Source organism: Rhodococcus sp. BUPNP1, from assembly GCF_002215235.1.
In the GTDB taxonomy this organism is placed as follows: Bacteria; Actinomycetota; Actinomycetes; order Mycobacteriales; family Mycobacteriaceae; genus Rhodococcus.
Window position 1 is genome coordinate 39321 of record NZ_NERM01000003.1, and the last position, 26159, is coordinate 65479.

25 protein-coding genes are annotated in these 26159 nt (G+C 68.5%); 14 read left to right on the forward strand and 11 right to left on the reverse strand.

Annotation, left to right across the window (positions count from 1 at the left end):
• Positions 1-73 precede the first annotated feature (73 nt).
• Together groL and B9C99_RS03685 are read left to right on the forward strand one after the other, a co-directional pair.
• Positions 74-1699 carry a chaperonin GroEL gene (gene groL / locus B9C99_RS03680; protein WP_016932760.1) on the forward strand — a complete coding sequence of 542 codons (1626 nt, stop codon included), beginning with the start codon at positions 74-76 and terminating at the stop codon, positions 1697-1699.
• A gap of 232 nt (positions 1700-1931) precedes the next feature.
• Positions 1932-2951, forward strand: coding sequence for an alpha/beta hydrolase family protein (locus B9C99_RS03685; protein WP_016691627.1), 1020 nt, complete (start codon positions 1932-1934; stop codon positions 2949-2951).
• A gap of 601 nt (positions 2952-3552) precedes the next feature.
• Here the strand turns inward: B9C99_RS03685 and B9C99_RS03690 are convergent.
• On the reverse strand, positions 3553-3756 hold the full coding sequence (locus tag B9C99_RS03690) for a PspC domain-containing protein (RefSeq protein WP_088897002.1): 204 nt from the start codon (positions 3754-3756) through the stop codon (positions 3553-3555).
• Positions 3757-3953: 197 nt separating this feature from the next.
• Between B9C99_RS03690 and B9C99_RS03695 the strand changes: the two genes are divergently transcribed.
• Positions 3954-4802 carry an NADPH-dependent oxidoreductase gene (locus B9C99_RS03695; protein WP_033096165.1) on the forward strand — a complete coding sequence of 283 codons (849 nt, stop codon included), beginning with the start codon at positions 3954-3956 and terminating at the stop codon, positions 4800-4802.
• Between the two features lie 13 nt (positions 4803-4815).
• Here B9C99_RS03695 and B9C99_RS03700 read toward each other — a convergent pair whose 3' ends face one another.
• The gene (locus tag B9C99_RS03700; protein ID WP_088897003.1) at positions 4816-5157 is read right to left on the reverse strand and encodes a hypothetical protein; all 342 of its coding nucleotides are present in this window, start codon (positions 5155-5157) and stop codon (positions 4816-4818) included.
• A gap of 171 nt (positions 5158-5328) precedes the next feature.
• Here B9C99_RS03700 and B9C99_RS03705 point away from each other — a divergent pair, with 171 nt between their 5' ends.
• Positions 5329-6186, forward strand: coding sequence for an alpha/beta fold hydrolase (locus B9C99_RS03705; protein WP_016693047.1), 858 nt, complete (start codon positions 5329-5331; stop codon positions 6184-6186).
• Here the strand turns inward: B9C99_RS03705 and B9C99_RS03710 are convergent.
• From B9C99_RS03710 to B9C99_RS03725, 4 genes are read right to left on the reverse strand one after another with little or no spacing between them, the layout of a single operon-like run.
• Complete coding sequence (locus B9C99_RS03710) at positions 6172-8055, reverse strand: sugar phosphate isomerase/epimerase and 4-hydroxyphenylpyruvate domain-containing protein (RefSeq protein WP_088897004.1); 1884 nt, start codon at positions 8053-8055, stop codon at positions 6172-6174. The genes B9C99_RS03705 and B9C99_RS03710 overlap by 15 nt on opposite strands.
• Complete coding sequence (locus B9C99_RS03715) at positions 8055-8921, reverse strand: shikimate dehydrogenase (RefSeq protein ID WP_088897005.1); 867 nt, start codon at positions 8919-8921, stop codon at positions 8055-8057. Before B9C99_RS03715 ends, B9C99_RS03710 begins: the two co-directional genes overlap by 1 nt.
• Entirely contained in the window at positions 8918-9388 is a 471-nt protein-coding gene (gene aroQ, locus B9C99_RS03720; RefSeq protein ID WP_088897006.1) for a type II 3-dehydroquinate dehydratase, read from the reverse strand. Before aroQ ends, B9C99_RS03715 begins: the two co-directional genes overlap by 4 nt.
• On the reverse strand, positions 9385-10743 hold the full coding sequence (locus tag B9C99_RS03725) for an MFS transporter (RefSeq protein ID WP_088897007.1): 1359 nt from the start codon (positions 10741-10743) through the stop codon (positions 9385-9387). The genes aroQ and B9C99_RS03725 overlap by 4 nt, the downstream gene beginning before the upstream one ends.
• A gap of 100 nt (positions 10744-10843) precedes the next feature.
• Here B9C99_RS03725 and B9C99_RS03730 point away from each other — a divergent pair, with 100 nt between their 5' ends.
• The gene (locus B9C99_RS03730) at positions 10844-11848 is read left to right on the forward strand and encodes a LacI family DNA-binding transcriptional regulator (protein ID WP_088897008.1); all 1005 of its coding nucleotides are present in this window, start codon (positions 10844-10846) and stop codon (positions 11846-11848) included.
• A 52-nt stretch (positions 11849-11900) separates the two neighbouring features.
• On the opposite strand, the gene B9C99_RS03735 is transcribed toward B9C99_RS03730, so the two are convergent.
• Positions 11901-13919, reverse strand: a complete 2019-nt coding sequence (locus B9C99_RS03735) for a prolyl oligopeptidase family protein (RefSeq protein ID WP_088897009.1) — start codon at positions 13917-13919, stop codon at positions 11901-11903.
• On the opposite strand from B9C99_RS03735, the gene B9C99_RS03740 reads away from it, so the two are divergent.
• Entirely contained in the window at positions 13918-15252 is a 1335-nt protein-coding gene (locus B9C99_RS03740; RefSeq protein WP_088897010.1) for a wax ester/triacylglycerol synthase domain-containing protein, read from the forward strand. The two genes, B9C99_RS03735 and B9C99_RS03740, sit on opposite strands and share 2 nt — an antisense overlap.
• A 30-nt stretch (positions 15253-15282) precedes the next feature.
• Positions 15283-16128, forward strand: a complete 846-nt coding sequence (locus tag B9C99_RS03745) for an SDR family oxidoreductase (protein WP_026061310.1) — start codon at positions 15283-15285, stop codon at positions 16126-16128.
• A gap of 42 nt (positions 16129-16170) precedes the next feature.
• Here the strand turns inward: B9C99_RS03745 and B9C99_RS03750 are convergent, their stop codons facing one another.
• The 3 genes from B9C99_RS03750 to B9C99_RS03760 form a co-directional block, all read right to left on the reverse strand.
• Positions 16171-16461, reverse strand: a complete 291-nt coding sequence (locus tag B9C99_RS03750) for a hypothetical protein (protein WP_016693056.1) — start codon at positions 16459-16461, stop codon at positions 16171-16173.
• A 106-nt stretch (positions 16462-16567) separates the two neighbouring features.
• On the reverse strand, positions 16568-17251 hold the full coding sequence (locus B9C99_RS03755; protein ID WP_088897011.1) for a hemerythrin domain-containing protein: 684 nt from the start codon (positions 17249-17251) through the stop codon (positions 16568-16570).
• 147 nt (positions 17252-17398) lie between these two features.
• Positions 17399-18106: a TetR/AcrR family transcriptional regulator gene (locus B9C99_RS03760; RefSeq protein ID WP_253249970.1), complete on the reverse strand. Its 708-nt coding sequence runs from the start codon at positions 18104-18106 to the stop codon at positions 17399-17401.
• Between the two features lie 103 nt (positions 18107-18209).
• Between B9C99_RS03760 and B9C99_RS03765 the strand changes: the two genes are divergently transcribed.
• The 3 genes from B9C99_RS03765 (at position 18210) to lpdA (ending at position 21451) form a co-directional block, all read left to right on the forward strand.
• On the forward strand, positions 18210-19166 hold the full coding sequence (locus B9C99_RS03765) for an ABC transporter ATP-binding protein (protein WP_253249990.1): 957 nt from the start codon (positions 18210-18212) through the stop codon (positions 19164-19166).
• Entirely contained in the window at positions 19163-19984 is an 822-nt protein-coding gene (locus B9C99_RS03770; protein ID WP_016693060.1) for an ABC transporter permease, read from the forward strand. Before B9C99_RS03765 ends, B9C99_RS03770 begins: the two co-directional genes overlap by 4 nt.
• 63 nt (positions 19985-20047) lie before the next feature.
• On the forward strand, positions 20048-21451 hold the full coding sequence (gene lpdA, locus B9C99_RS03775) for a dihydrolipoyl dehydrogenase (protein ID WP_059384716.1): 1404 nt from the start codon (positions 20048-20050) through the stop codon (positions 21449-21451).
• A 74-nt stretch (positions 21452-21525) separates the two neighbouring features.
• Here the strand turns inward: lpdA and B9C99_RS03780 are convergent, their stop codons facing one another.
• Positions 21526-22203, reverse strand: a complete 678-nt coding sequence (locus B9C99_RS03780) for a metalloregulator ArsR/SmtB family transcription factor (RefSeq protein WP_253249976.1) — start codon at positions 22201-22203, stop codon at positions 21526-21528.
• A 179-nt stretch (positions 22204-22382) separates the two neighbouring features.
• Between B9C99_RS03780 and B9C99_RS03785 the strand changes: the two genes are divergently transcribed.
• From B9C99_RS03785 to B9C99_RS03800, 4 genes are all read left to right on the forward strand, one after another.
• Complete coding sequence (locus B9C99_RS03785; protein ID WP_172414859.1) at positions 22383-23195, forward strand: class I SAM-dependent methyltransferase; 813 nt, start codon at positions 22383-22385, stop codon at positions 23193-23195.
• Positions 23195-23527, forward strand: a complete 333-nt coding sequence (locus tag B9C99_RS03790; protein ID WP_088897016.1) for a cupin — start codon at positions 23195-23197, stop codon at positions 23525-23527. Before B9C99_RS03785 ends, B9C99_RS03790 begins: the two co-directional genes overlap by 1 nt.
• Positions 23528-23595: 68 nt before the next feature.
• Positions 23596-24693 (forward strand): ferredoxin reductase, encoded by a 1098-nt coding sequence (locus tag B9C99_RS03795; RefSeq protein ID WP_088897017.1) that lies wholly within the window; start codon positions 23596-23598, stop codon positions 24691-24693.
• A 28-nt stretch (positions 24694-24721) separates the two neighbouring features.
• Entirely contained in the window at positions 24722-26158 is a 1437-nt protein-coding gene (locus tag B9C99_RS03800) for an acyl-CoA desaturase (protein WP_088897018.1), read from the forward strand.
• Position 26159: the final 1 nt, after the last annotated feature.

Below are 26159 nucleotides of genomic sequence, written 5' to 3' on the forward strand. Positions count from 1 at the left end.
CGAAGGCGTACATGGAGCGATCCGACGAGCGATCGCTCCGGTGTCACCCCCATACCCGGAGGATCACTTCGCAATGGCCAAGATCATCGCGTTCGACGAAGAGGCCCGTCGCGGCCTCGAGCGGGGCCTCAACAGCCTCGCCGACGCAGTCAAGGTGACGTTGGGCCCCAAGGGTCGCAACGTCGTTCTCGAGAAGAAGTGGGGCGCCCCCACGATCACCAACGATGGTGTGTCCATCGCCAAGGAGATCGAGCTCGAGGATCCGTACGAGAAGATCGGCGCCGAGCTGGTCAAGGAAGTTGCCAAGAAGACCGACGACGTCGCGGGTGACGGCACCACCACCGCTACCGTGCTCGCCCAGGCGCTCGTCCGCGAGGGTCTGCGCAACGTTGCTGCGGGCGCCAACCCCCTCGGCCTGAAGCGCGGCATCGAGAAGGCCGTCGAGGCCGTCACCGCCAAGCTGCTCGACACCGCCAAGGAGGTCGAGACCAAGGAGCAGATCGCCGCCACCGCAGGCATCTCCGCCGGCGACCCCGCGATCGGTGAGCTCATCGCCGAGGCCATCGACAAGGTGGGCAAGGAAGGCGTCATCACCGTCGAGGAGTCCAACACCTTCGGCCTCCAGCTCGAGCTGACCGAGGGCATGCGCTTCGACAAGGGCTACATCTCCCTCTACTTCGCCACCGACGCAGAGCGTCAGGAGGCCGTGCTCGAGGATCCCTACATCCTGCTCGTCAGCTCCAAGATCTCCACGGTCAAGGACCTGCTGCCGCTGCTCGAGAAGGTCATCCAGTCGGGCAAGCCGCTGCTGATCATCGCCGAGGACGTCGAGGGTGAGGCTCTGTCCACCCTGGTCCTCAACAAGATCCGCGGCACCTTCAAGTCGGTTGCCGTCAAGGCTCCGGGCTTCGGCGACCGCCGCAAGGCCCAGCTCGCCGACATCGCCATCCTCACCGGTGGCGAGGTCGTCAGCGAAGAGGTCGGCCTCTCCCTCGAGACCGCCGGCATCGAGCTGCTCGGCCAGGCCCGCAAGGTCGTCGTCACCAAGGACGAGACCACCATCGTCGAGGGCGCGGGCGATCCCGACGCCATCGCCGGTCGCGTCAACCAGATCCGCGCCGAGATCGAGGCGTCGGATTCGGACTACGACCGTGAGAAGCTGCAGGAGCGCCTCGCGAAGCTGGCCGGCGGCGTCGCCGTCATCAAGGCCGGTGCCGCGACCGAGGTCGAGCTCAAGGAGCGCAAGCACCGCATCGAGGACGCCGTCCGCAACGCGAAGGCTGCCGTCGAAGAGGGCATCGTCGCCGGTGGTGGCGTGGCCCTGCTGCAGGCCGCTCCGGTTCTCGACGACCTCAAGCTCGAGGGCGACGAGGCCACGGGTGCCAACATCGTCAAGGTCGCTCTCGAGGCGCCGCTGAAGCAGATCGCCTTCAACGCCGGCCTCGAGCCCGGCGTCGTCGCCGAGAAGGTCCGCAACCTCGAGGCCGGCCACGGCCTCAACGCTGCGACCGGCGACTACGAGGACCTGCTCGAAGCGGGCATCAACGACCCGGTCAAGGTCACCCGCTCGGCGCTGCAGAACGCTGCGTCGATCGCGGCTCTGTTCCTGACGACCGAGGCCGTCGTCGCCGACAAGCCGGAGAAGGCCGCCGCTCCCGCGGGCGACCCGACCGGCGGCATGGGCGGCATGGACTTCTGATCCAGCGCCCCTGAGTCACACGAGGCCCGATCCCACTCCGGTGGGGTCGGGCCTCGTGCTCTTCCCCGATCGTTCCGGCCTCCCGTACCGAACGATCACATATTCGTTACGAAACGCGCTCCGCGGACGATGAATGTCACGAAAGTGTCACTTCATCCGGTTCCGGAGGTTCGTACCGATCCGCAACCGGTCCGAGGTGCGCAGACAGACGGATCGACGAGGGGAAGAGAATATGCGGTCGTCCTGGTTACGGCGGGTACTGCTCACGGTGGCGGTGGGAACGTCGATGGTCCTCGCAGCCCCCGGGGGCGCTCTCGCGCAGCCGACAGAGGCGGACGACCAGCGACCGGTGGGGGAGCTGACCTCCGTCGAGCGCGAGAGCGACCGCACCGTCATCGCGAACGTCTACTCGCCGTCGATGGACAAGGTGATCCCCCTCCGGGTCCGGACGCCCGCCGACACGAGCGAACCGCGCCCCACCCTCTACCTGCTCAACGGTTCGGGAGGCGGGCAGGGAATCGCCACCTGGGAGAAGCAGACCGACGTCGAGAACTTCTTCTCGGACAAGAACGTCAACGTCGTCACGCCTCTCCTCGGCGGCTACAGCTACTACACCGACTGGCGCAACGACGATCCCGCGCTCGGCCGCAACATGTGGACGACCTTCCTGACGCACGAACTCCCGCCGGTCATCGACACCGAGTTCGGGACCTCGGGGCGCAACGCCATTGCGGGCCTGTCGATGTCGGGGACATCGGTGCTCGGCCTCGCCACCGCGGCTCCCGAGCTGTACGAGGCGGTGGGGGCCTACAGCGGATGCGCCGAGACGAGCACGCCGCTGGGGCAGTCCTATGTGCAGGCCGTCGTACGCGTCAAGGGCGGCGACCCCGAGAACATGTGGGGCCCGGTCGGTGATCCGGCCTGGATCGAGAACGATCCCTATCTCCAGGCCGAGAAGCTCCGCGGTATCGACCTGTACATCTCGTCGGGTTCGGGTCTGCCCGGGCAGTACGAGCGGCTCGGGTCGCGGTCGGTGAACAACGACCCGATCGGGCTCGTCGGTCAGGTGGTCGTCGGCGGCAGCATCGAGGCGGCGGTCCACCACTGCACGCAGCGGATGGCCCAGCGGCTCGAGGAACTGGACATCCCCGCCCAGATCGACCTGCGGCCGGCGGGTACGCACTCCTGGGACTATTGGGAGGACGATCTGCGCAACTCGTGGCCGCTTCTGTCGCAGGCGGTCGGACTGTAGCGGTCCCGGATCCACCGGAAATGCCCGATTCGATTGCGGTCGAATCGGGCATCTTCTTTCGGTCGATATTTCTTCGCCGGATCGGTCGATTCGCCGTAAACGGTCACCGAACAGGATGAATCGGGTCGAACGGAAATATCGAATTCAAACGAAAATAAATGGGTACGGACGTTCCGTTTTCTTTCCTTGACGCCGTGAACTGGGCATTTGTGAGCCCGTACAGCCTTCGCCGCGAGTGTGAATGTCATCACATCCGATTTGCGTATTCTCGGCTCGCGCGGGCGCGTCGAATGTGTTGAAAATTGATGCGAGCCCGACGGAATTCCGATCGGAATTCCGGGTAGGCGAACAGCAATCGGACGAGACCCGTCCGGTATGTGATCGGACGAAGGAGATACACATGGACGTCATCGAACTCATCGGCTCGGCCCTCGACCTGCTCGGCGGCACGGAGCTCCTGAAGACTCTGCTCGATACCGGCAGTGCTCTGCTGGGCAGCGTCCAGCAGTAGTTCGCAATCGCCGCTGCCACCCGCAGCGAAGCACGCAACCCTCGGTGGATGTCCACCGAGGGTTGCGTGTTCTCTGCAGCCGGGGGCCGATCAGTGCTCGGGGATGATCATCCACAGTGCGAGGTAGAGCAACACGGCGGTGCCACCCGTGACGAAGGCTGTGAGGACTGCGCCTGCACGCACGAGGTTGAGGTCGACGTTGAAGTACTCGGCCAGTCCGGCGCACACACCACCGAGCATGCGCTGGGACGAGGAGCGAGTGAAGGGGCGGGGAGCCTGGTTCTCGAAGTTCATGCATTCATCCTGTCGCCGAGACGATCCCGGCACATCGGGGAACGGCCCGGATCTTCACCCTGATCTTCGTCTCGGGGTCGGTCGAGTGAACCGGCCCGGGCGCCGCTGGAATCATGCTGAGGACAATGCTCGGCGACCGGGGTGCGAGGAGGCAGACTCGACCGTCGGTACTGCCGATCAGAAGGAGATCTCCCGTCATGACCGACGTCGTCCTCGACGAACAGCTCGCCGCATTGCGCCGCAGGTACGGCACCCGGGCCGCCGAGCAGGTGGCCGGACACGGTGGTTCCGGCGCGTGGAACGACGTCATCGCTCTCCAGCTGGCGCATCGCTCCGTGCGGAAGTTCCTTCCCGAAGCCGTCTCCGAGGACGATCTGCGCGCGATCGTGGCCGCGGCCTCGTCCGCCGCGAGCTCGAGCAACCTGCAGTTGTGGAGCGTCGTGGCCGTCACCGACCGCGACCGGCTCGCCCGGATCGCGACGCTCGCCGGCAACCAGCCGGCGGTGTGTGACGCTCCGCTGCTGCTCGTATGGGTGGCCGACCTCGCCCGTGCGGCGCGAGTCGCCGAGCAGCACGACAAGGACCTTGTCAACGTCGACTACGTGGAGTCGGCGCTGCTCGGGGTGGTCGATGCCGCCCTCGCCGCACAGAACGCGGTGCTCGCCGCGGAATCGCTCGGCCTCGGCACCGTCTACATCGGGGCCATCCGCAACCATCCGCGTGACGTGGCCGCAGAACTGGCTCTGCCCGACCACAGTTTCGCTGTGGTCGGGCTGGTGGTGGGCCGTCCCGATCCCGAGGTGGAGTCGGAGGTCAAGCCGCGGTTGGGTCAGGATGTGGTGCTGCATCGCGAGCAGTACTCGACCGAGGAGCGGGATGCCGGCCTCGCCGCGTACGAGGAGGAGATCGCCGGCTTCTACCGCGATCAGGGTCTGGCGGAGAGCTGGGTCGAACGTGTACTCGGGCGCTTCGCGTCGCCCGGTGCGCTCGGGAGCAGGGAACAGATGCGAGAAGCTCTGCGGGAGCGCGGTTTCGGTCTGGACTGACCGCAGGGACGCGTCAGCGGCACACGACCGTCAGGCCGACCCCGCGCCACACCTGGCGTTCGACACGGTCGAACTCGTTGTCGTCGCTGTCGTATTCGTACTCGACCTCGGTCCGGTATCCCCGGTCGCGCTGAGCGGTCACGGTGCAGTCGCCGCCGGCGGAACCGGACCGGTTGACGATCGAGAACGGCACACCCTCCGCGGTGAGCACGCCGACCGCGGCCTGCTCGCTCATGCCCACGACACCGGGCGCGGGTTGTGCTGCGGCAGTTCCTGTTCCGAGAAGTACTGCGGCGGTGCCGAGCGACAGGACGGTGGCGGTCGCGAGACGGGAGCGGATGGCAAGGGTACGCATGGGTTCCTCCGAAAGGATGCTGGACCGGACATTTCGATCGTCCGCCGCGACCGGGCCCGAGCACATCCGGGCACGACCCCCATCCCGACCCTGAATTCCGGGCTCGGGGTGGCAGGGAGACTCACAGGCAAACCGGCACCCGCCGCGTCCGGATCGGCCTAGTCTGGGCCGGTGGAGACCGTACCGATCCAGCTTCCCGGGGGCACCACGACCCCGGTGCGCCTCTTCGCGGGACCCGACCACGAACACGAGACCCGCCGCGATGCTTCCCGCGCCGTCGTGGTGATCGTGCCGGGGCTCGGTATCCCGGCCGGTTACTACGAGCCGTTCGCGCAGGCGATCACCGAGCACGGATTCGACGCGGCGATCTGTGAACTGGCCGGCCAGGGCGACAGCCGTCCGAGGCCCGGACCCGACAGCACCTACGGCTATCACGAGATCGTCGCGACGCATTTCCCCGCCGTCGCCGAGGTGGTGCGGGAGCGCTTCCCCGACTCGACGCCCTACCTGCTCGGCCACTCCATGGGTGGGCAACTCGGCGTGCTCTACGCCGCGCGCATCCGCGGCCGCCTCGGCGGGCTGATCCTCGTCGCCTCGGGCACGCCCTACTACCGCCACCACGGCGGCATCCGCGGACCGGGGCTGTGGCTCGGGTCGACCGCGATGTCGCTGACCGCGGCGGTGGCCGGTTTCTGGCCCGGCGACCGCATCGACGTCGCCGGTTTCGGCCGGCAGTCGCGCGTGCTGATCTCCGACTGGGCGCGACTGGCCCGCACCGGCCGGTTCGAACCGGCCGGTGCGGACATCGACTACGAGGAACGGGTCGGTCGTCTCACGCTGCCCGTCCTGTCGATCACGATCGAGGGCGACGACCTCACCCCGGTCGCGTCGGCGCAGCACCTGCTCGAGAAACTGCCCGCCGCCGACGTCGCCCGGTGGCACAACCCGCGGGCACTGGGCCACAACGGATGGATCCGCGACAACGACGACACCGTCGCGAAGATCGTGGCCTGGCTACGCGACCGCTGATCCCGCGCGGGCGGCCGCGGCGAGCCGGACGTGGGCGTTGGGGGAGCCGTATCCGGTGTAGCCGCCGCGCCGTTCGAGGAGTTCGACCTGGAAGCCGCCCTGCACCGGGAGCGTGTAGGCGTGCAGGAACTCGCCGCCGTCGTCGTTACGGTCGTAGAGCAGCCCGTTGTCCTGCAGGACTGCGAGCAGGCCGGGGTCGAGCACGAACCGCGCGTCGAGATCGGCGTAGTAGTTCGCGGGCGGTCGGAGGAACTCCACACCGCGCGCACGCGCATGCCGTACCGAGTCGACGACATCGGCCGTGGCGAAGGCCAACTGGGTCACGCCGTGCGGTTGGGGCGCAGCACCGGTGTCGGAGACGTTCAGCGCGACCCGCAGGTCACCCTTCTCCGCGCGCAGTGCGCGAATACGCAGGCGGCCCTGCGGCTGGATGTACTCCTCCGGGTCCTCCGGCCGCAGTCCGAACAAGGTGCGGAAGAACGACAATTCCTGGTTCAGGTCGTCCGCCGCGACCGTCACATCGACGTGGTCGAGACCGAGCCATCCCTCGTCGGCCATGGAAGTGGCTGCGGCGTCGTCGGACACGAAAGTGCCCGGGGCGTCGTCGGACACGAAAGTGCCCGGGGCGTCGTCGGTGACGAAGTCGTTGTGCCAGTCGTCGGTCTGTCCCGCCTCGGCGCTGACGAAGACGTGCAGACCGGAGGGGGAGGTGATGCCCGGCAGACCCGCCTCGCCCTCCCCGCGCGTGCGGTCGACCGCGGGCCACAGCAGGCTCGCGGCACGTTCGGCCACCGCGGCGACGTCGGGGGCGACGAGACCCAGCGCGGTCGCGGCGGGGCCCGGCGCGGGCTCTTCGTTGAGGACGACGTTCGCACCGCCGTTGCGCCACCACACGACGGGCTTGCTGCGGTGCCGGCCGGCGATGTGGAATCCGAGTCCGGTGAGCAGCGCCGGGTAGTCGGTGCGGTCGGGGTCGGCGAGTTCGACGAACGCCGCGTCGGTCCGCGCCGGAAGCGGCGGTGCGACCGTCACCTTCTCGCGTGCGGGGCCGGTGACCCGCGCACCGAGCCGGTCCTCGAGGAACAGCAGCGACCGCATCGCGTCGCGCGCGGTCACATGCGGATCCGCTTCGCGCACCACGTCGCTGAAGACCTCGAGCGAGAGCGGACCGTCGTAGCCGGCGTCGAGCACGGCCGCGACCACCCCGGAGACGTCGAGCATGCCCTGCCCCGGGAAGCACCGGAAGTGGCGGCTCCATTCGAGGACGTTCATGTCGAGCACCGGGGCGTCGGCGACCTGGAGGAAGCCGATGCGCTCGCCGGGGATGCCGGCCAGGGCGCGTCCGTCGTCACCGCGCGCGAGCATGTGGAAGGTGTCCACGGCCAGCGTCACGGCCGGGTGGTCGGCGCGTTCGACGAGATTCCACGCTTGCCCGACCCGGTTGACGTGACGTCCCCAGGCGAGGGCCTCGTAGGCGAAGGTGACCCCGTGCGAGGCGGCGAGATCGCCGACGGCGCGCAGCTGTTCGGCGGACAGCTCCGGGTCGTCGATCGCGGTCGGCAGCGCGTTCGAGCACGCCAGAAAGGTCGTTGCGCCGAGCTCGTTCATCACCTCGAGCTTGCGGCGGACGCGGTGCAGGACGTCGGGGAACCGCCGTGGGTCGACGCCCTCGATGTCGCGGATCGGCTGGAACAGGTCGATCGACAGACCGAGATCGGCGCAGCGCCGGGCCACCTCGGCGGGTGAGAGCGGCGACGCGATCAGGTCGTTGTCGAAGATCTCGATCCCGTCGAATCCTGCAGCGGCGATCGCGTCGAGTTTGTCGGCGAGAACACCGGAGAGCGAGACGGTGGCGATTCCGCGGCGCATCAGCTGGTCAGCTCCTCGAAGTGTCGGACCATTCGTTCGGCGTCGGGTTCGACGCCCGTGAAGTACTCGAAGGCACCCACGGCCTGGAAGACGGCCATGCCCCCACCGGGCACCACGCGGCATCCGCGGGAGCGGGCGAGGTGGATCAGCTCGGTCTCGAGCGGGAAGTACACGACGTCGGAGACCCACAGGTCCTCGCGGACGAGTTCGGCGGGGACGGGCAGCCCGGGGTGGCCGGTCATGCCCGTGGGGGTCGCGTTGACCAGACCCTGCGCCGAGGCCAGCGCCCCGGCGAGATCGGTGGTCGCGCGGACCCGGTCGTCGCCGAACCGCTTGGCCAGGCGGGTCGCGCAGGCCTGCGCCTTCTCGGTATCGACGTCGACGATGGACACGTGCGCGGAGCCCTGTTCGAGCAGTGCGTACCCGACGGCCGAACCGGCACCACCGGCCCCGACCAGCACGGCGCGGTCGGAGACGGCCTCGGGCAGCCGGCGGCGGAACGCGCGTCCCCAGCCGGACCAGTCGGTGTTGCGGCCGATCGCACGACCGTCCCGGAACACCACCGTATTGACCGCGCCGAGATCGTGGGCGTCGTCGGACAACTCGTCGAGCAGGGGGATGACGACCTGCTTGAAGGGGTGCGTGATGTTGAGCCCGTCGAAACCGAAACGCTGTGCCCAGTCGAGCATCTCGGCCAGGTTCTCGGCGCCGTAGCCGAGGCGCTCGGCGTCGACGAGGCGGTAGGTCAGGTTCAGTCCCGAGGCGAAGCCCTCCCGTTCCTGCATGGCCGGGGTGAGCGAACCGCCGATCCCGGCGCCGAACAGGCCCAGCAGGAAGGACGTACGTGCGGGCGCTGCGGAGGTCATCGGGAACTTTCCTTCTTCTCGGTGTCGAGTGCGAGTGCGGCCAGGTGACGGACGGCGAAGCCGTATCCGTCGGGGCCGCATCCGGCGATCACGGCCGTCGCGACGGGAGCGACGAACGAGCGGTGCCGGAACTCCTCGCGGGCGTGGACGTTGGTCAGGTGCACTTCCACGATCGGTGCCGCGACGGTGACCAGCGCGTCGTGCAGTGCGACCGAGGTGTGCGTGTAGGCCGCGGCGTTGACCACGAAACCGGCGGCCGATTCGCGGAGTTCGTGGACGGTGTCGATGAGTGCGCCCTCGTGGTTGCTCTGCCGGAAGTCGATGTCGAAGCCCAGGTCGTCGGCGGTGCGACGGCACGACTTCTCGATGTCCGCCAGCGTCGTGGTGCCGTAGAGATGGGGTTCGCGCGTGCCGAGCAGGTTGAGATTGGGCCCGTTGAGGACGGCGATCGTCGGACGGGCGGTCACGATGCGGCTCCGGCGGGGACCGGCGCGGTGTTCCGGTCGTGGGGGCGCAGGCCGATCTCACGGGTGGGGACCTTGTGGGTTCCGGAGGGTCCGGTGGCCACCGCGATCAGCGAGATGGCGACCGCGCCGACGCAGAACAGGGCCACGCGGTACCAGTTGTCGGCGTTGCCGTCCATGAGCGAGCCGGCGATGGCCGGGGTGAAACCGGCGAGCGCGAAGCCGAACTGGGTGCCGATCGCCATGCCCGACAGGCGGACGCTGGTGGGGAAGTACTCGGCATAGGTGGCGGGCCACACCGCGTTCGGCATGCTGTAGACCACGCCGGCGAGCAGGATGCCGGTGACGAGCACGAGCGGCACGTCGCCCCGGGAGATCGACCACAGGAAGGCCGTCACCATGACGGCGCTGCCGATCAGGCCGGTGACGAAGACCGGCTTGCGGCCGATGCGGTCGGACAGCAGGGCCCACATGGGGATGGTGCCTACGGCGATGACGTTGGCGACGATCGCCAGCCACAGCATCGTGGTGTCGCTGATGCCGATGCCGTACTCGTCGGCGGTGGCGAAGTTGAGGGCGAACACCTGGAATGCGGTGTTGACCATGGCGATGAAGGCCGCGAAGAAGACGCGCAGGACGCCGGTCCAGTGGTGGCGGAAGAGCACGGCCAGCGGTGCCTTGGGTGCTTCGTCGTGCGCCTTCTCGGCGTGGAACTCGGGGGTCTCGTCGAGGCTGCGGCGGATGAGGAAGCCGATCAGCACGATCACGGCGCTGATCCAGAACGGCACGCGCCAGCCCCACGACTGCAACTGCTCCTCGGAGAGCAGGGCGATCACCGGCAGGAACATCAGCGGTGCGAGCACCTGCCCGCCCTGTGTGCCGCTCAGCGTCCAGCTGGTGAAGAAACCGCGCTTGTCGTCGGGGGCGTGTTCGAACGACATCGAGTTCGCGCCGGCCTGTTCACCCGCGGCCGACAGGCCCTGGAGGAGTCTCAAGGTGACCAGCAGGATCGGCGCGAGCATGCCGACCTGTCCGTAGGTCGGCAGGCAGCCGATGAGGAAGGTCGAGACACCCATGAGCAGCAGCGTGCCCACGAGGATCAGCTTGCGGCCGAAACGGTCGCCGATGTGTCCCATCAGGACGGAACCGAAGGGGCGCGCGACGTAGGCGACGCCGAAGGTGGCGAGCGACGCGACGGTCGCAACCGCCTGGTTGCCCTCGGGGAAGAAGATCTTCGGGAAGACGAGCGCGGCGGCGGTGCCGTAGATCGCCAGGTCGTAGTACTCCAGTGCGCTGCCGCTCCACGCGGCGAGGGCCGCCTTGCGGGGCGTGCGCTGCACCGTGGTGTTTTCAGTCATCGGATGCCTCGGGGGTGGGTCTTCAGTATCGGATACACGGACGTTATGGGTGTGGCGCAGCCCACGGCAATCGTTTGCCATTTTTTGCCATACTGTCCGCATGTCGGCCTCTCCGCGTTCACGCAAACGCGCCACCATCACCGATGTGGCCCGCGAGGCAGGGGTGGCGGCGTCCACGGTCTCGCGCACCTTCACCAACCCCGGCCGCGTCAACGCCGCCACCCGCGACCACGTCCTCGAGGTCGCCGACCGGCTCGGCTACGCCCCCAACCCCGCGGCCCGCGCCCTCGAATCGGGACGCACCAACACCCTGGCGCTGCTCGTCCCCGACATCACGAACCCCTTCTTCTCCGGCGTGATCAAAGGAGCCGAGCGCGCCGCCGTCGCCTCCGGGCGGACCCTCGTCCTCGCCGACACGCAGGAGAGCGCGGCCACCGAAGCGCACATCATCCGGCGGTTGGGGCCGGCCGTCGACGGCTTCGTCCTGGCGGCCGCGCGCATGCCCGACGACGAGCTCCGCCGCGTCGCGGAACTCGACGCCGTAACCCTCGTGAATCGCGCGATCCGCGGAATATCCTGCGTCGTCGCCGATTACGAGACGGGCACGCGGCAGATCGTCGACCACCTCGCGTCGCTCGGACACCGCTCCTTGCTGTTCCTCGGCGGTCCGCCCGAGTCGTGGTCGGGAGCGCGGCGCTGGGCCGGTCTGCAGGTCGCGGCGCAGGCCCACGACATCGCGGTACGTCGCTTCGGTCCCTACTCGCCGACACTCGGTGGCGGTGCCGCCGCGGCCGACGCCGCCGTGGCCGCCGGTGCCACCGCGGTGGTGTGCCACAACGACATGCTCGCCATCGGGGTGCTGCGCCGGATGCGGGAACGCGGGGTGTCCGTGCCGGAACACGTGAGCGTGGTCGGATTCGACAACATCTTCGGCTCCGACCTGTGCCAGCCTTCGCTCACGACGCTCGCCGAACGCACCGAGGACGCCGGGGCGCGCGCCATCGAGATGCTCGCCCGGCAGGCCTACGAGCGGGTCGCGGTGGCCGACGAACTCGTGCTCCCGACGCAGCTCGTCGTCCGCGAGTCCACCGGACCGGCGAGATGAGGGAGGTTGTGTGCGTCTTTCTCGACGAGAACGCACACAGCCTCCCCGAAGTTCACCGGTTCGCGAGCTTGTCGGCCAGGAAGGTGAACGTCAGCGCCGACTTGAACGCCGCCTGGGCGTTGTCGGCCGCGCCGCCGTGGCCGCCCTCGATGTTCTCGTAGTACCGGACTTCGTGACCCTGCTCCTCGAGCCGCGCCACCATCTTCCGTGCATGGCCGGGATGCACCCGGTCGTCGCGCGTCGACGTGGTGACGAGGATCGGCGGGTAGTCGGCGTCCGGGTCGGTGTTCTGGTAGGGCGAGTACTTCGACAGGAACTCCCACTCCGCGGGGTTGTCGGGGTCGCCGTACTCGGCCATCCACGACGCGCCGGCGAGCAGCAGGTGGTAGCGCTTCATGTCGAGCAGCGGCACCTGGCACACGATCGCCCCGAACAGTTCGGGATAGCGGGTGAGCATCACGCCCATGAGCAGACCGCCGTTGCTGCCGCCCTGGGTGCCGAGCTGCTCGGCCGTCGTGATCCCGCGCGCGACGAGATCCTTCGCGACCGCGGCGAAGTCCTCGAAGACCTTGTGCCGGTTCTCCTTCAGCGCCTGCGTGTGCCAGGTGGGTCCGTACTCGCCGCCGCCGCGGATGTTGGCGATGACGTAGGTGTAGCCCTTCTCGAGCCACGCCCGCCCGACTCCGCCGCTGTAGGCGGGCACCATCGAGTTCTCGAACCCGCCGTATCCGTACAGCAGTGTGGGCGAAGGGGTTTCGGTGTTGCGGCCGACCACGAAATAGGGCACCTGCGTGCCGTCGTCGGAGGTCGCGAAGAACTGTTCGACGGTGATGCCCTCGGCGTCGAAGAACGACGGGGCCTGCTTGATCGCCTCCACCGGGCCGCCGACCGTCCCCGACAGCAGGGTCGCTGGGATGGTGAAACCGCTGGAGTTGAGGAAGAAGTCGTCGCTGTTGAGCGGATCGACGTCGATGATCGAGGTCGACGTGGCATCGGGGACGCCGGGCAGCTCCTCGTCCGACCAGCCGTCCTCACCCGGCGTGAGCACCCGCACGCGTGTCTGCACGTCCTGCAACGTGACGACGAGCAGGTGGTTCTGCGTCCACGCGTACTGTTCGAGCGAGGTGTGCTCGTCGGGGCCGAACAGCACCGTCACCTCGCGCGACCCGGCGAGGAAGGCCGGATAGTTCGCGGCCAGCAGGGTGCCGGCGGGATGGCCGAGCCATTCGGAGCGGGTGCGCACGAGCAGATGGTCGCGGTAGACGCTCACCCGTGCGTCGTCGGGAACATCCAGTTCGACGAGTTCGCCGTCCGCGGTGAGTTCGAAACGCTGCGCCCGGTAGAAGTCGATCGCGCGGTCGACGAAGCTGCGTTCGTAGCCGGGGGTGTTGTCGTACCAGGCGGAGACGGCGACATCGGTGCGCTCACCTTCGAAGACCGTCTCGGCCTCCTCGATCGGGGTGCCGCGCCGCCATTTCTTCGCGAGTCGCGGATAACCCGAGTCGGTGAGCGATCCGTCGCCGAAATCGCTTCCCACGTAGACGGTGTCGGCGTCGATCCACCCGATGTCCGTCTTCGCCTCGGGCAGTTCGAAACTGTCCGGGCCCGAGACGAACCGTCGCTCGACGAGATCGAACTCGCGGATCACGCTCGCGTCGGCACCACCGCGCGACAGGCTGATGAGCGCGCGCGTCTGATCGGGCCGCAACACCTGGGCACCCGACCACACCCAGTTCTCGCCCTCCTCCTCGGCGACGGCGTCGAGGTCGACGAGGACGTCCCATTCGGGTTCGTCGCGCAGGTACTGCTCCATCGTCGTGCGACGCCACAGGCCGCGTACGTGCTCGGCGTCCCGCCAGTAGTTGTAGAGGTACTCGCCGCGCCGACGCGCATAGGGGATGCGGGCGTCGGTGTCGAGGATCTCGCGGATGCGGGACTCGAGGTCGGTGAAGCTCTCGGTGCGGGTGTACTCCTCGACCGTTCGGTCGTTCCGGGCACGCACCCAGCCGAGTTGTTCCTCGCCGGTGACGTCCTCGAGCCACAGGTACGGATCGGTCGTGTCGTCGCTCATGATCCATTCATACCCGCCCCGCACGTGCCGGGGGCGGCAGGCAGACTGTGACCTCGTGCAGATGCATCCGTCGGACGCGCGCCGGGAATGGCTCGGCGACCGCATCCCGGGCGACCTGTTCGCCCTCTACTGTTTCGACGCCCCCGTGGCTCCCGTCGCCGATGTGCTCGACGAGCTGCGGTCGCGGGCGGCGGTGATGGGGGAGTTGCAGGTGCGGATGGTCGAGGTCCCCGCGGGTCTCGACTATCCCTACTGGTCGGCACACGCCCCTACCGAGGATCCGTTCGTCGTCCACGTATCCGATAGCTACGACGACCTGCTCGACACACTGTCCGGGCTCGTCGCGACTCGCGTCGACGTCACCGTCTCGCCGTGGCGACTGCACGTCTTCCCACAGGTCACCGGTGCTCCGCGCGGGGACGGTCCCGCGCTCGTCGTCGTCCTGCAGATGTCGCACGCCTTCGCCGACGGGGTGCGCACCTCCGCGCTCGCCCGCGACCTGCTGGCGGGCACCGCGACACCCACGACACCACCGCGTGCCCCCTCGCCGGCCGGGATGCTCACGCGTGCCGCACTGCGACTGCCGTTCTCGATCCCGCGGGTCATCGCCGACGGGCGACGGGCGGTGGAGGCGCAGCGGCAGCTCGCCGATCCGTCGGTGCCGCAGCCCGCTCCGGGCCGACCTCTGGTCGCCGTGAACACCGCGCCCGGGCCGCGCCGGACGGTCCGCACCCTCGTGTTCGACGCAGCCGACCTGCGTCGCGTCGGCACGGTCACGATCGGCGCGCTCACGGCGATCGGCGCTGCCCTGTCGGAGTTCCTCGGCGTCGACGAACTGTCCGCAGAGGTGCCGGTCGCGGTGGCGCCGGGCACGGCCCGCAACAGCTACCGCAATGTCGGCGTCGACCTGCACTGCGCGATCCGCGACCCGCACGAACGTGCCGCGGCGATCACCGCCGACCTGGCGTTGCAGCGGATCCGCGCGCGGCACCCCGCCATGGCGATCCGGGCCCGCACCGACGACCACGTCCCCGCGCCGCTGCTGCGGTTCGGCACCGGCCGACTCGACCTGTCGGTCGTCCCGCCCACCGTCACCGGCAACACCGTCGTGTCGAGCGTCGACCGGGGACCGGCAGACCTCGAACTCGGCGGTGGACGGGTGCGGTTCACTTCAGGCTTCCCCGGCCTGTCGCCCGTGCAGGCGCTCACCCACGGCGTACACGGGATCGGTGGCACCGTGACCCTGTCGGTGACGACCTCCCCGGACGTCCTCGACGCGGCAGGTCTCGCTCGGTACGTCGCCCTGCTGCACGCGGCGGTCGCCTCGCTGTAACGTGCCCCGAATCCAACGATGGAGGGGCACATGGCGGTATATGCGGTGACGGGTGCCGCGTCGGGAATGGGCCGGGCGAGCGCGGAGCGGTTGCGGGCCGCCGGGCACACGGTGATCGGCATCGACCTGAAGGACACCGAGGTCACGGCGGACCTGTCCACTCCGGAGGGTCGATCCCACGCCGTCCGGGCGACGCTCGAGCTGGCAGGCAGCCGTCTCGACGGTGCCGTGCTCGCCGCGGGTCTGGGCCCCACCCCGGGCAAGGAGAAGATCATCGCGCAGGTCAACGTACGGGGCGTGATCGACCTGCTCGTCGGCTGGCGACCGGCTCTGGCCGCGTCCGCGAACAGCAAGGTGGTGGTCTTCGGGTCCAATTCGACGACCACGACTCCCGGCGTGCCGAACTCGGCGGTGAAGGCCTTCCTCGCCGGGGACATGGACAAGGGCGTCGCGCGCACCACCCGCATCCCGCAGGCGGGTCCGCCGTTCACCTACGCGGCGTCGAAGATCGCCGTGACCCGATGGGCACGGCGCGCGGCAGTCACCCCCGAATGGGCGGGTGCCGGCATCCGCCTCAACATCCTCGCGCCCGGAGCGATCTCCACCCCGCTGCTCGACGCGCAACTCGAGAGCCCCCTCAAGAAGGCGGTGGAGAGCTTTCCCGTTCCGCTCGGGGGTTTCGGGAAGCCCGACGAGATCGCGCAGTGGGTCGAATTCATGCTGTCCCCGGCGGCGGACTTCATGACGGGCAGCGTCGTGGTGGTCGACGGCGGGACCGAGGCGTACTTCCGTCCCGACGACTGGCCGGTGCGGGTCCCGTTCCGGTCGATCCCGCGCTACCTGCTCGGCATGCGGAGATTCGGGCGGCGGAAGTGACGTGAGGGTCCGCGCAGGGCGGACCCTCACCGGCCCGTCACCTCAGGCGAAGTAGTCGCCGAAGCCGTAGATCGCGTCGAACGCGCTGGTGGGCAACACGTCCACCGCGTTCACGCGGTACGACGGGTACGAGTCCTGCATCAGGTCGCGCACGAACCGCAGGGCGTGGATCGCGTCGACGGCATCGACGGTGATGATGAGCTGGGCGCGGCCGTTGTCGCTGCGCCCCACCGCCCCGTGGTGCGGGACGATCGGTTCGATGAGGTCGACGGTCTCGTCGTCGGTCAGGAGATCGAGGTCGGCGTCGATTTCGATCATTGCGTTGTATTCCATGTGGGTTCTCCCGTGTCGAACACCCGAGCGGCCTCGCGCCGCGCGGGTTGATCTCGACGGGGAACACGCACGGCGACATCATGCCCGAACCGGATGACACACGCCATCATCCGATCGGAGGACGGTCGGGCCGGCCGAACACCGCGCGCTCGCGGCGTCGCTGCCGGCGGGAGAAGACCGCGACCATCACCCGCACCGGAAGGGGCAGTTCGCGGCGGACCCGCTCGGTCTCGTCCTCGGTCATCACGGCGAAGAAGCGGGTGAGGTCGAAGTCGGCCCGGCCACCGCGCTGGGCGTCCTTCTCGAACCGCTGCCACGCGTCGGCGGAGACATGCCCGGTGATGAGCGGGAAGACCGTCCGTTCCTCGTCCGCGATGTGCTCGTGGAGGTGCTCGCTCAGTGTTCGGAGTGTGCGCGCGAAGCCGGCCACCGCTGCGGGGTCGGGGAGCGCACGGGTGAACTCGCCGAGCTCGTCGAGGAGCGGGTCGAGTTCGTCGTGGTCGTCGGTGAGTTCGGTGAAGTCGACGTGGGGGCCGGCCGACGCGGTGATCAGCGGCCAGAGCGCGAGGTCCTCCACGTTGTGATGGTGGTGGAGACTCGCGACGAACATTCCGACGTAGTCGGCGGTCGCCGCGTAGCGGGCCCTGTCGAAGCTCGACGGATCTGTGAGCATCCGGTCGGCCAGTTCGCGGAGCCAGGTGACGTCGCGGAGGATCACGCGGTGCGCGAGACGCATTCCGAGCAGGTCGTCGTCGGTGGTGAGGCGCGGGGTGAGGGATGCGGAAGTCATGCCGGTAGCGTGCGCGGCCGGACTTGGAACCCACTTGGTGCCGAGCGGACGCCGAGATCGTCGCGCACCAAGTGGTCACCAAGAATGTCTCCACACGCTCGGTCCACGATCATCACTCCGGCGCTCGCAGAGAGCCGGCAGGCGATGTCAGCGGGTCGGCGCGATGCCGAACAGGAGCGCGTCGATGCCGGCGCGGAACGCACGGTCGTTCGCATCGGATCCGTCGTCCGCACCGCTGCCGCCGCCCGCAGGCCCTCCGGCCGACGCGCCGGTCATCAGGGCGGTGAGATGCGGGTAGTCGCCGTGCTCGAGCATCGCGGCGATGTGCGCGGCTCCGCCACCGGCCGCCCCTGCCGTCATCCCGGCCGCCTCCTGCGCGGCGAAGTTGGTGATCCACCCCGACAGCAGGGCGACCCCGGTCATCGTCGCGGTCGGGTCGAGTCCGGCAGGGGCGAGGGCGCCGACGAGGTGGTCGAGATACCGCATCGAGTTCGGGCCGAGCGTCGTGGCCGTGACCTGGCTCAGCCAGGGGTGTCGGCGGTGGATGGCGCGGGACTGTTCGGCGATGTCGAGTACGTCGGCGCGCACGTCGCCGGTCAGCGGAGCGAACCGGTATTCGGCGCCGGCCCGGTCGACCATGAGGTCCACGAGATCCGTCTTGCCCGAGACGTAGCGGTAGAGCGACGCGGGGGCGGTGCCGAGGGCGTCGGCGAGCCTGCGCATGGACAGGGCGCGGATGCCGTCCTCGTCGGCGATCCGCACGCACGCGTCCGCGAGCTGGTCGAGCGTGTAGGCCGGTCGCGGGCCGGGGCGCCCGGTGCCGGACCGCAGCCAGATCGAGTCGGAGACCGTCATGCAGGACAGCATGCCTCCTCGAACGGGTTGCGAACGATGTTCGCAGATGCGTACCCTCGAACTGCGAACGTTGTTCCCAGTCGAGAGGTGGATCGTGACCGAGATGGCACTCGAGGCGGAAGGCCTCACCCGGGCGTTCGGCGATCGCACCGTCGTCGACGACGTCCACCTGCGCGTCCCACGGGGGCGCGTCCATGCGCTCCTCGGTCCGAACGGATCGGGGAAGACCACCACCGTGCGGATGCTCGCCACCCTGCTGCGGCCCACGGCCGGTCGGGCCCGCGTACGCGGCTTCGACGTGGTGCGCGACGCGGCCCGCGTGAAGCGCTGCATCGGCTTCGTCGGCCAGTACCACGCGGTGGATCTGCGACTGACCGGTGTCGAGAACCTGATGATCGTCGCTCGCCTGCACGGTCTGGGCGGCCGCGCCGCCCACGCCCGCGCGGTCGAACTGCTCGACCGCTTCGGCCTCGCCGATGCTGCGAACCGGCAGGCGAGCACCTACTCCGGCGGGATGCGCCGGCGGCTCGATCTGCTCGCCGGGATGCTCGTGCGACCCGATGTGCTCTTCCTCGACGAACCGACCACCGGTCTCGACCCGAGCAGCCGCAACGAGATCTACGGGATGGTCGGCGAACTGGTCGCCGAGGGCACCGCGGTCCTGCTCACCACGCAGTATCTCGACGAGGCCGATCGGCTCGCCGACGACATCACCATCCTCGACGCGGGCCGGACGATCGCGACCGGCACTCCCGCCGAGATCAAGGAAGCGGTCGGCTCCGGACTCGACCTCGTCCTGCCCGGTGCCGCCCACCTCGACGAGGCCGTCGCCGTCATCGGCGCATTCGGCCTGCGCCACACCGGCATCCAGGTGCCGGGCGAGAACGGCTCGGTCCGGCTGTCCTTCACGACCGACGCCCACTCGGTGCCGCTACTGCCGGTGCTGCGCGCCCTCGACGACGCGGGCGTCCCCGTCGACGACATCGGCCGTCGCCGCGTCGGTCTCGACGAGGCATTCCTGACCCTGACCGGACGCGAGCGAATCGAGGAGTCCGCATGACCACCATCCACGAGTCCGGTCACGGCAGTTCTGCCCTCACCGGCACCCGGACGTTGCTGCATCGCGTCCTGCTGACCTACCGGCACTCGCCGGCCCTGCTGTTCGTCACCCTCGCCGCACCGCTGGGCATGATGCTGCTCTTCGGGTTCGTCTTCGCCGGCGCCCTGTCCGGTGGCGAGGGTGCCGCCTACCGCGCGTATCTGATGCCGGGTGTGCTCGTCCTCGTGGCGGCCATGGGCCTCGCGACCACCGCCGCCACCGCGAACGCCGACATGCGCAGCGGACTGTCGGATCGATTCCGGACCCTGCCCACCTCGCCGGTGGCCGCACCTGCCGGGCTCGCCTTCGCGGAGACGCTGACGTGTGCGGTCACGCTGGCGCCGATGGTCGGCATCGGGTATCTCGTCGGCTGGCGGATCGAAGCGGGCGCCGTGGAGATCGCGCTCGCCGCACTGGTGCTGCTGCTGTTCCGGTTCGCGCTCTCGTGGATGGGCGTGTGGCTCGGGGTCTCGATCCGCGACGAGCAGGTCCTGCAGCAGTGCGCACCGATGATCTTCGGCACGATCATGTTCTCGAACATCTTCGTGCCCACCGACACGATGCCGGTGGTGGTCCGGCAGATCGCCGAGTGGAATCCCGTCAGTGCCGTCGTGGGTGCGCTGCGCGAGCTGCTCTCGGCGTCCGCGCCGGTACCCGCCGATGCGGCGTGGCCGCTGCACCATCCGGTGTGGTCGGCGTTCGGCTGGTGCGTCGTACTGCTCGCCGTGACGGTCCCGCTCGCGGTGCGCCGATACACGGCCGATCACCGGATCCGGTAGCTACCGGCCGGTAACCGGACCATCGGCAGACACCGGAATCGGGCGGGACTACCCTGTATATCCGTGACCTCACACTATGACGTCGTTGTCCTCGGAGCCGGTCCCGGTGGGTACGTCGCTGCTATCCGCGCGGCACAGCTGGGACTGAGCACCGCCATCATCGAGCAGAAGTACTGGGGTGGTGTCTGCCTGAACGTCGGCTGCATCCCCTCGAAGGCACTTCTCCGCAACGCCGAGCTGGCACATCTCTTCAACAAAGAGGCCAAGACCTTCGGCATCTCGGGAGACGTGTCCTTCGACTTCGGTGCCGCCTACGACCGCAGCCGCAAGGTCGCGGACGGGCGCACCAAGGGCGTGCACTTCCTCATGAAGAAGAACAAGATCACCGAATACGACGGTAAGGGCTCGTTCGTCGACGCCAAGACCATCGAGGTGGCCCTCACCAAGGGCGGCACCGAACAGGTGACCTTCGACAACGTCATCATCGCCACCGGCTCCGTCACCAAGCTGCTGCCGGGCACCGAGCTCAGCGACAATGTCGTCACCTACGAGGAGCAGATCCTCACCCGCGACCTCCCCGAGTCCATCGTCATCGTCGGTGCCGGCGCCATCGGCATGGAGTTCGGCTACGTCCTGAAGAACTACGGGGTCGACGTCACCATCGTCGAGTTCCTCGACCGCGCACTGCCCAACGAGGACGCCGACGTCTCCAAGGAGATCGCCAAGGCGTACAAGAAGCTCGGCATCACCATCAAGACCGGTGCCGCCGTGCAGAAGATCTCCGACGACGGCTCGAAGGTGACCGTCGAGATCAAGGACAACAAGTCCGGCAACGTCGAGACCGTCACGGTCGACAAGGTGCTGCAGTCGGTCGGCTTCGCGCCGCGCGTCGAGGGCTACGGCCTCGAGAACACCGGCGTCGAGCTCACCGACCGCGGCGCCATCGCGATCGACGAGCGCATGCGCACCAACGTCAAGGGCATCTACGCCATCGGCGACGTCACCGCGAAGCTGCAGCTCGCGCACGTCGCGGAGGCGCAGGCCGTGGTCGCGGCCGAGACCATCGGCGGTGCCGAGACCCTCGAGCTCGGCGACTACCGCATGATGCCGCGCGCGACCTTCTGCCAGCCGCAGGTCGCCTCCTTCGGTCTCACCGAGGAGCAGGCGAAGGCCGAGGGCTACGACGTGAAGGTCGCGACCTTCCCGTTCACCGCCAACGGCAAGGCGCACGGTCTGGGCGATCCCAACGGCTTCGTCAAGCTCATCGCCGACAAGACCCACGGTGAGCTCATCGGCGGCCACCTCATCGGCCCCGACGTCTCGGAGCTGCTGCCCGAGCTGACCCTGGCCCAGAAGTGGGACCTCACGGTCAACGAGCTCGCGCGCAACGTCCACACGCACCCGACTCTGAGCGAGGCGCTGCAGGAGGCCATCCACGGTCTCGCAGGACACATGATCAACTTTTGAGGATGCGGGGCCGACCCGAGGCCCCGCGTTCACCCTTCTTCCGTGTGGGCGGATCCCCGCTCGGATGTACCGGCTCAGCCCGTGACGACTCGACCGTCGTCGCGGGCTGACGTCGTTCCGCCCTTCTCCGGGCGCAGCACCAGTTGGACGAGACAGTTGCCGTCCTGCGGGTCGGGCCGGACATCGACGGCGTAGCGGCTGCGCAGCAGGTCGGCGTGGTCGTCGAGGACGCGCTGGATCAATCCGCGTTGGATGCCGCGCACCACTTCGGGATTCGTGCGGGCGATCTCCGCGAGCGGGCACGTGCACAACGTGAGGCTGTGGGTGCCGAAGGCGTTCGTCGCGGTCTGTGTCTCGAACCCCAACTGCTGCAGGGCGTCGATGACGAGCGTGCCGGCGTCGACGGTCGGTGCGGGTGCCAGGGCGAGCATGCCCGCCCAGTCCGAGCCCACCTCGAACGCCTTGTCCTCGCGCTCGGTGGGGGTGCCCCCGATCCGCGCGGCGAGCAGCGCGACGAGATCGGTGTAGGACGGTTCCTTCACCGCGACGTAGCCGAGACGCGGGCGCCCGACCCGCTCGGCCGGAAGTTGCCGGGTGCGGACGAGACCTTCCTCCTCGAGGCCTGTGAGGTGGAAGCGGACGGTCGTGACGTGCAGGTCGAGCGTGGCGGCGAGGTGATGGGCGTCGACCGGCCCCGGGGACTCCCGCAGCAGTCCCAGAATCCGCTCGCGTTGCTTCACCCGCCGTGCCAAGTCCGCTCTCCCGTCGCGCCCGCGGTGACTCTTAGGTGAGGGTCACCTTATTAAAAGGAGGAAAATCCTCTATAGTCGGCGTCATGGAGGCGACGACCGGCTCACCGTCCACGTTACGACCGGTCCGGAAGGCCTCGGAACTGTGGCTACCCTTGGCCTCGCGAGAAAGAGTGCAGAACATGACGAATGAGCGCGCATCGGAAGATGCTCTGCCCCTTGCCGGTAGGGACACCGCCCACCTGCCGGGACACTGGCTGCTCGCCCGCCTCGGCAAGCGTGTGCTCCGGCCCGGCGGCAAGGAACTGACGGCACGCGTGCTCGCCGACGCGCGGTTGCGCGGCGCGGACGTCGTCGAGTTCGCGCCCGGCCTCGGCCGTACGGCGCAGGAGATCCTCGCGTACTCGCCCGGCAGCTACACCGGCGTCGAATCCGACGAGACGGCAGCCGAACTGACGCGCAAGGCCATCGCCGGTGGCGGCAGGGTGGTCAGCGGCGAGGCGTCGAAGACCGGACTCGACGACGAGGTCGCCGACGTCGTGGTCGGCGAAGCGATGCTCACCATGCAGACCGACAGGCACAAGGCGGAGATCGTGCAGGAGGCCCGCCGGGTGCTCCGCGCCGGCGGCCGGTACGCCATCCACGAACTCGCGATCGAACCCGACGAGGTCGACGACGATGTCAAGACCGAGATCCGCAAGTCGCTCGCGCGCTCGATCAAGGTCAACGCCCGCCCGCTCACCGCGGCAGAATGGCGGAGCCTGTTCGAGGAGAACGGATTCGAGGTCGAGAAGGTCGGCTTCGCCCCCATGGCGCTGCTCGAACCCAAGCGCATCCTCGCCGACGAGGGCCTGCCCGGCACCCTGAAATTCGTCCGCAACGTCCTTCGCGACTCCGAGGCCCGCAACCGGGTGTTGCAGATGCGGTCGACGTTCACGAAGTACAAGAAGCACCTGGTCGCGATCGAGATCGTCGCCACGAAGAAGGAAGCGTGATGAGTACACAGCAGGTCGAGGGCAAGCTCACCCGTATCGAGGGGCTCGCGGAGCTCCACCCGGGGGAGGGGAGCGGGCCGCGCATCGAGAAGCTCGCGGCGGTCACCGGCGCCACCGTGGTGCGGCTGTCCTTCATCGCCGGGCAGACGATGGACGACCACAAGGCCGGCGCTCCGATCCTCGTGCAGACCGTCACCGGCGACATCTCGTTCGGCACCGCCGACGAGACCGTCTCGCTCGTGCCGGGTACCGCCGTCCACGTCGACGCCGGCATCGTGCACCGCCTCGTCGCGAACGCCGATTCGGTGGTGCAACTGACGATCCTGCGCTGACCTGTCACCGATCCCACATCGGCGACGAATTCGCACGTGAGCTGTGCGCGCCCGCGTACTGTTGCGCCATGGCGGAACGCGGCGCTCGCCCACACGTGCACCCGATTCGGAGATGGTTGCTGCGCACGGTGCGGCACCTGTTCACACCTCTGCGGCCCGACGACTATCTCGAGATGATCAACCCGCTCTGGACGACCCGCGAACTGCGCGGCCGTGTGGAGCGGATTGTCCCCGAGGGTGGCGACGCCGCGTCGGTGCTCATCCGCCCGGCCTACGAGTGGCGCGGGCACGAGCCGGGCCAGTACGTGCGGCTCGGGGTGATCATCGACGGGGTCTACCACTGGCGCGCGTACTCGCTCACCTCCGATCCCGATCCGGTCGACGGGCTCATCAGCGTCACGCCCAAACTCGTCGAGAACGGGGTGGTCTCGCCGTACCTGGTCCGCAAACTCGAGCCCGGCGACATCGTCCGGCTCGGCGAGGTCGAGGGCGTGTTCACCCTGCCCGACCCGCTGCCCGCGAAGATGCTGTTCATCAGCGCGGGCAGCGGGATCACGCCGATCATGAGCATGCTGCGCAGCCTCGATCACCGCGACCGCATCGACGACGTCGTCGTCGTGCATTCCGCCCACACCGAGGACGAGGTGATCTTCGGTTCGACCCTGCGCGACCTCGACGAACGTCATCCCGGACTGCGCCTCGAACTGTGGCTCAGCGGCGACCGCGGCCGCATCACCCCCGACGACCTCGACGCTCTGTGCCCCGACTGGCGCGAACGCGACGCCTTCTGCTCGGGCCCGCGCGACCTGCTCGACGCCCTCGAAGAACACTGGGACGAACACGGCGATCCCGAAAGATTCCATCTCGAACGTTTCCAGCCGATCATCGGTGGGAATGCCGGGAGCGGCGAGGGCGGCACCATCCACTTCCTCGACAGTGAGAAAGAGGTGGAGTGCGACGGGGGAACACCCATCCTGGTCGCAGGCGAGAACGCCGGCCTGAAGTTGCCGTACGGCTGCCGTATCGGCATCTGCCACACGTGCGTCGGAACGCTGAAATCCGGGCAACTCCGGGACCTGCGGACCGACGAGGTGAGCGAGCCCACCGGGGCTGCGGTGCGTACCTGCATCCACACCGCGGAGGGTGACATCGAAATAGAACTGTGAAGCAACCGGCTTCGAAGCAGGGGGCGTCGTGACGAGAAGCATCGACAGGACCGACACCGGAACGCGGGAACCACAGAGTCCGCTCGCGCATCTGAGCGACGACGATCTCGAGCAGATCGCCAAGGAATTCGACGCCATCCACGACGAGGTGTACTCGAGTCTCGGCGACAAGGACCGGCAGTACATCAAGAACGTCATCGCCGCACAGCGGCAGCTGGTCGTGGCGGGGCGGGTACTGCTCTTCGCGTCGTCGTACAAGCCCGCATGGGTGGCCGGGACGGCCTGTCTCGGAGTGGCGAAGATCCTCGAGAACATGGAGATCGGCCACAACGTCATGCACGGCCAGTGGGACTGGATGAACGATCCGGACATCCACTCGTCGGTGTGGGACTGGGACACCGCCTCCACCGCAGAGGCGTGGAAGCACTCGCACAACTACATCCACCACACGTTCACGAACATCCGCGGCCTCGACAAGGATCTCGGCTACGAGATCATGCGGATCGACCCGCACCAGAAGTGGCACCCCGTCTACCTGGCGCAACCGCTCTACAACGCGCTGCTGACCGTGCTCTTCGAATGGGGTGTGGCGCTGCACGACCTCGACCTCGAGGCGTTGTGGGCCGGCGAGAAGTCGACCGGGCAGGTGATCGAGGAGCTGAAGGGCATCTTCGGCAAGGCCCGCGCGCAGTTCGTCAAGGACTATGTCGGTTGGCCGCTGGTGAGTGCCGCGCTGTTCGGTCTCGCGCAGGTCGCGCTGCAGGGCCGGTTGCCCCAGCCGAAGACGTCGCGTCTGGGCCGGCGACTGCGGTCGATGAGTAAGGGACCGATGGGCAAGGGGCGGTCCGGAAAGTTCCGCACCGCAGCCCATCTCGCCGACCGGTATCTGCCCGGCGTCGAGAAGACCTTCCTCGCGACGGTTCTCGCCGACATCACGGCCAACATCATCCGCAACGTGTGGGCGCACGCGATCATCTTCTGCGGGCACTTCCCCGACCAGACCTACACCTTCTCCAAGAAGGAGGTCGAGAACGAGTCGCGCGGCGGGTGGTACGTGCGGCAGCTCGTCGGAGCCGCGAACATCGAAGGCACCCCGCTGTTCCACATCCTCAGCGGCAATCTCGGCTACCAGGTGGAGCACCACCTGTTCCCCGACATGCCGAGTACTCGTTACGCGGAGGTCGCGCCGAAGGTCAAGGACATCTGCGAGCGCTACGAACTTCCCTACAACTCGGGCAGATTGGGCAAGCAATGGTTCATGGTGCACCGCACCATCGCCCGGCTCGCCTTCCCGGGCGGCAAGCCCCGGCCGAAGCCCGGACCGTACCGTCGCTCCCAGGACCCCACCGGTGGTCCCGTCCCCAGCGAGGCCGCACGGTTCCGCGACCGCCTGCCGGCCGACCATCCCGACGCCGGACCGGAACACGCCGGTGGCGGCGTGAAGGTCGATCCGCCGCCCCGCTGAT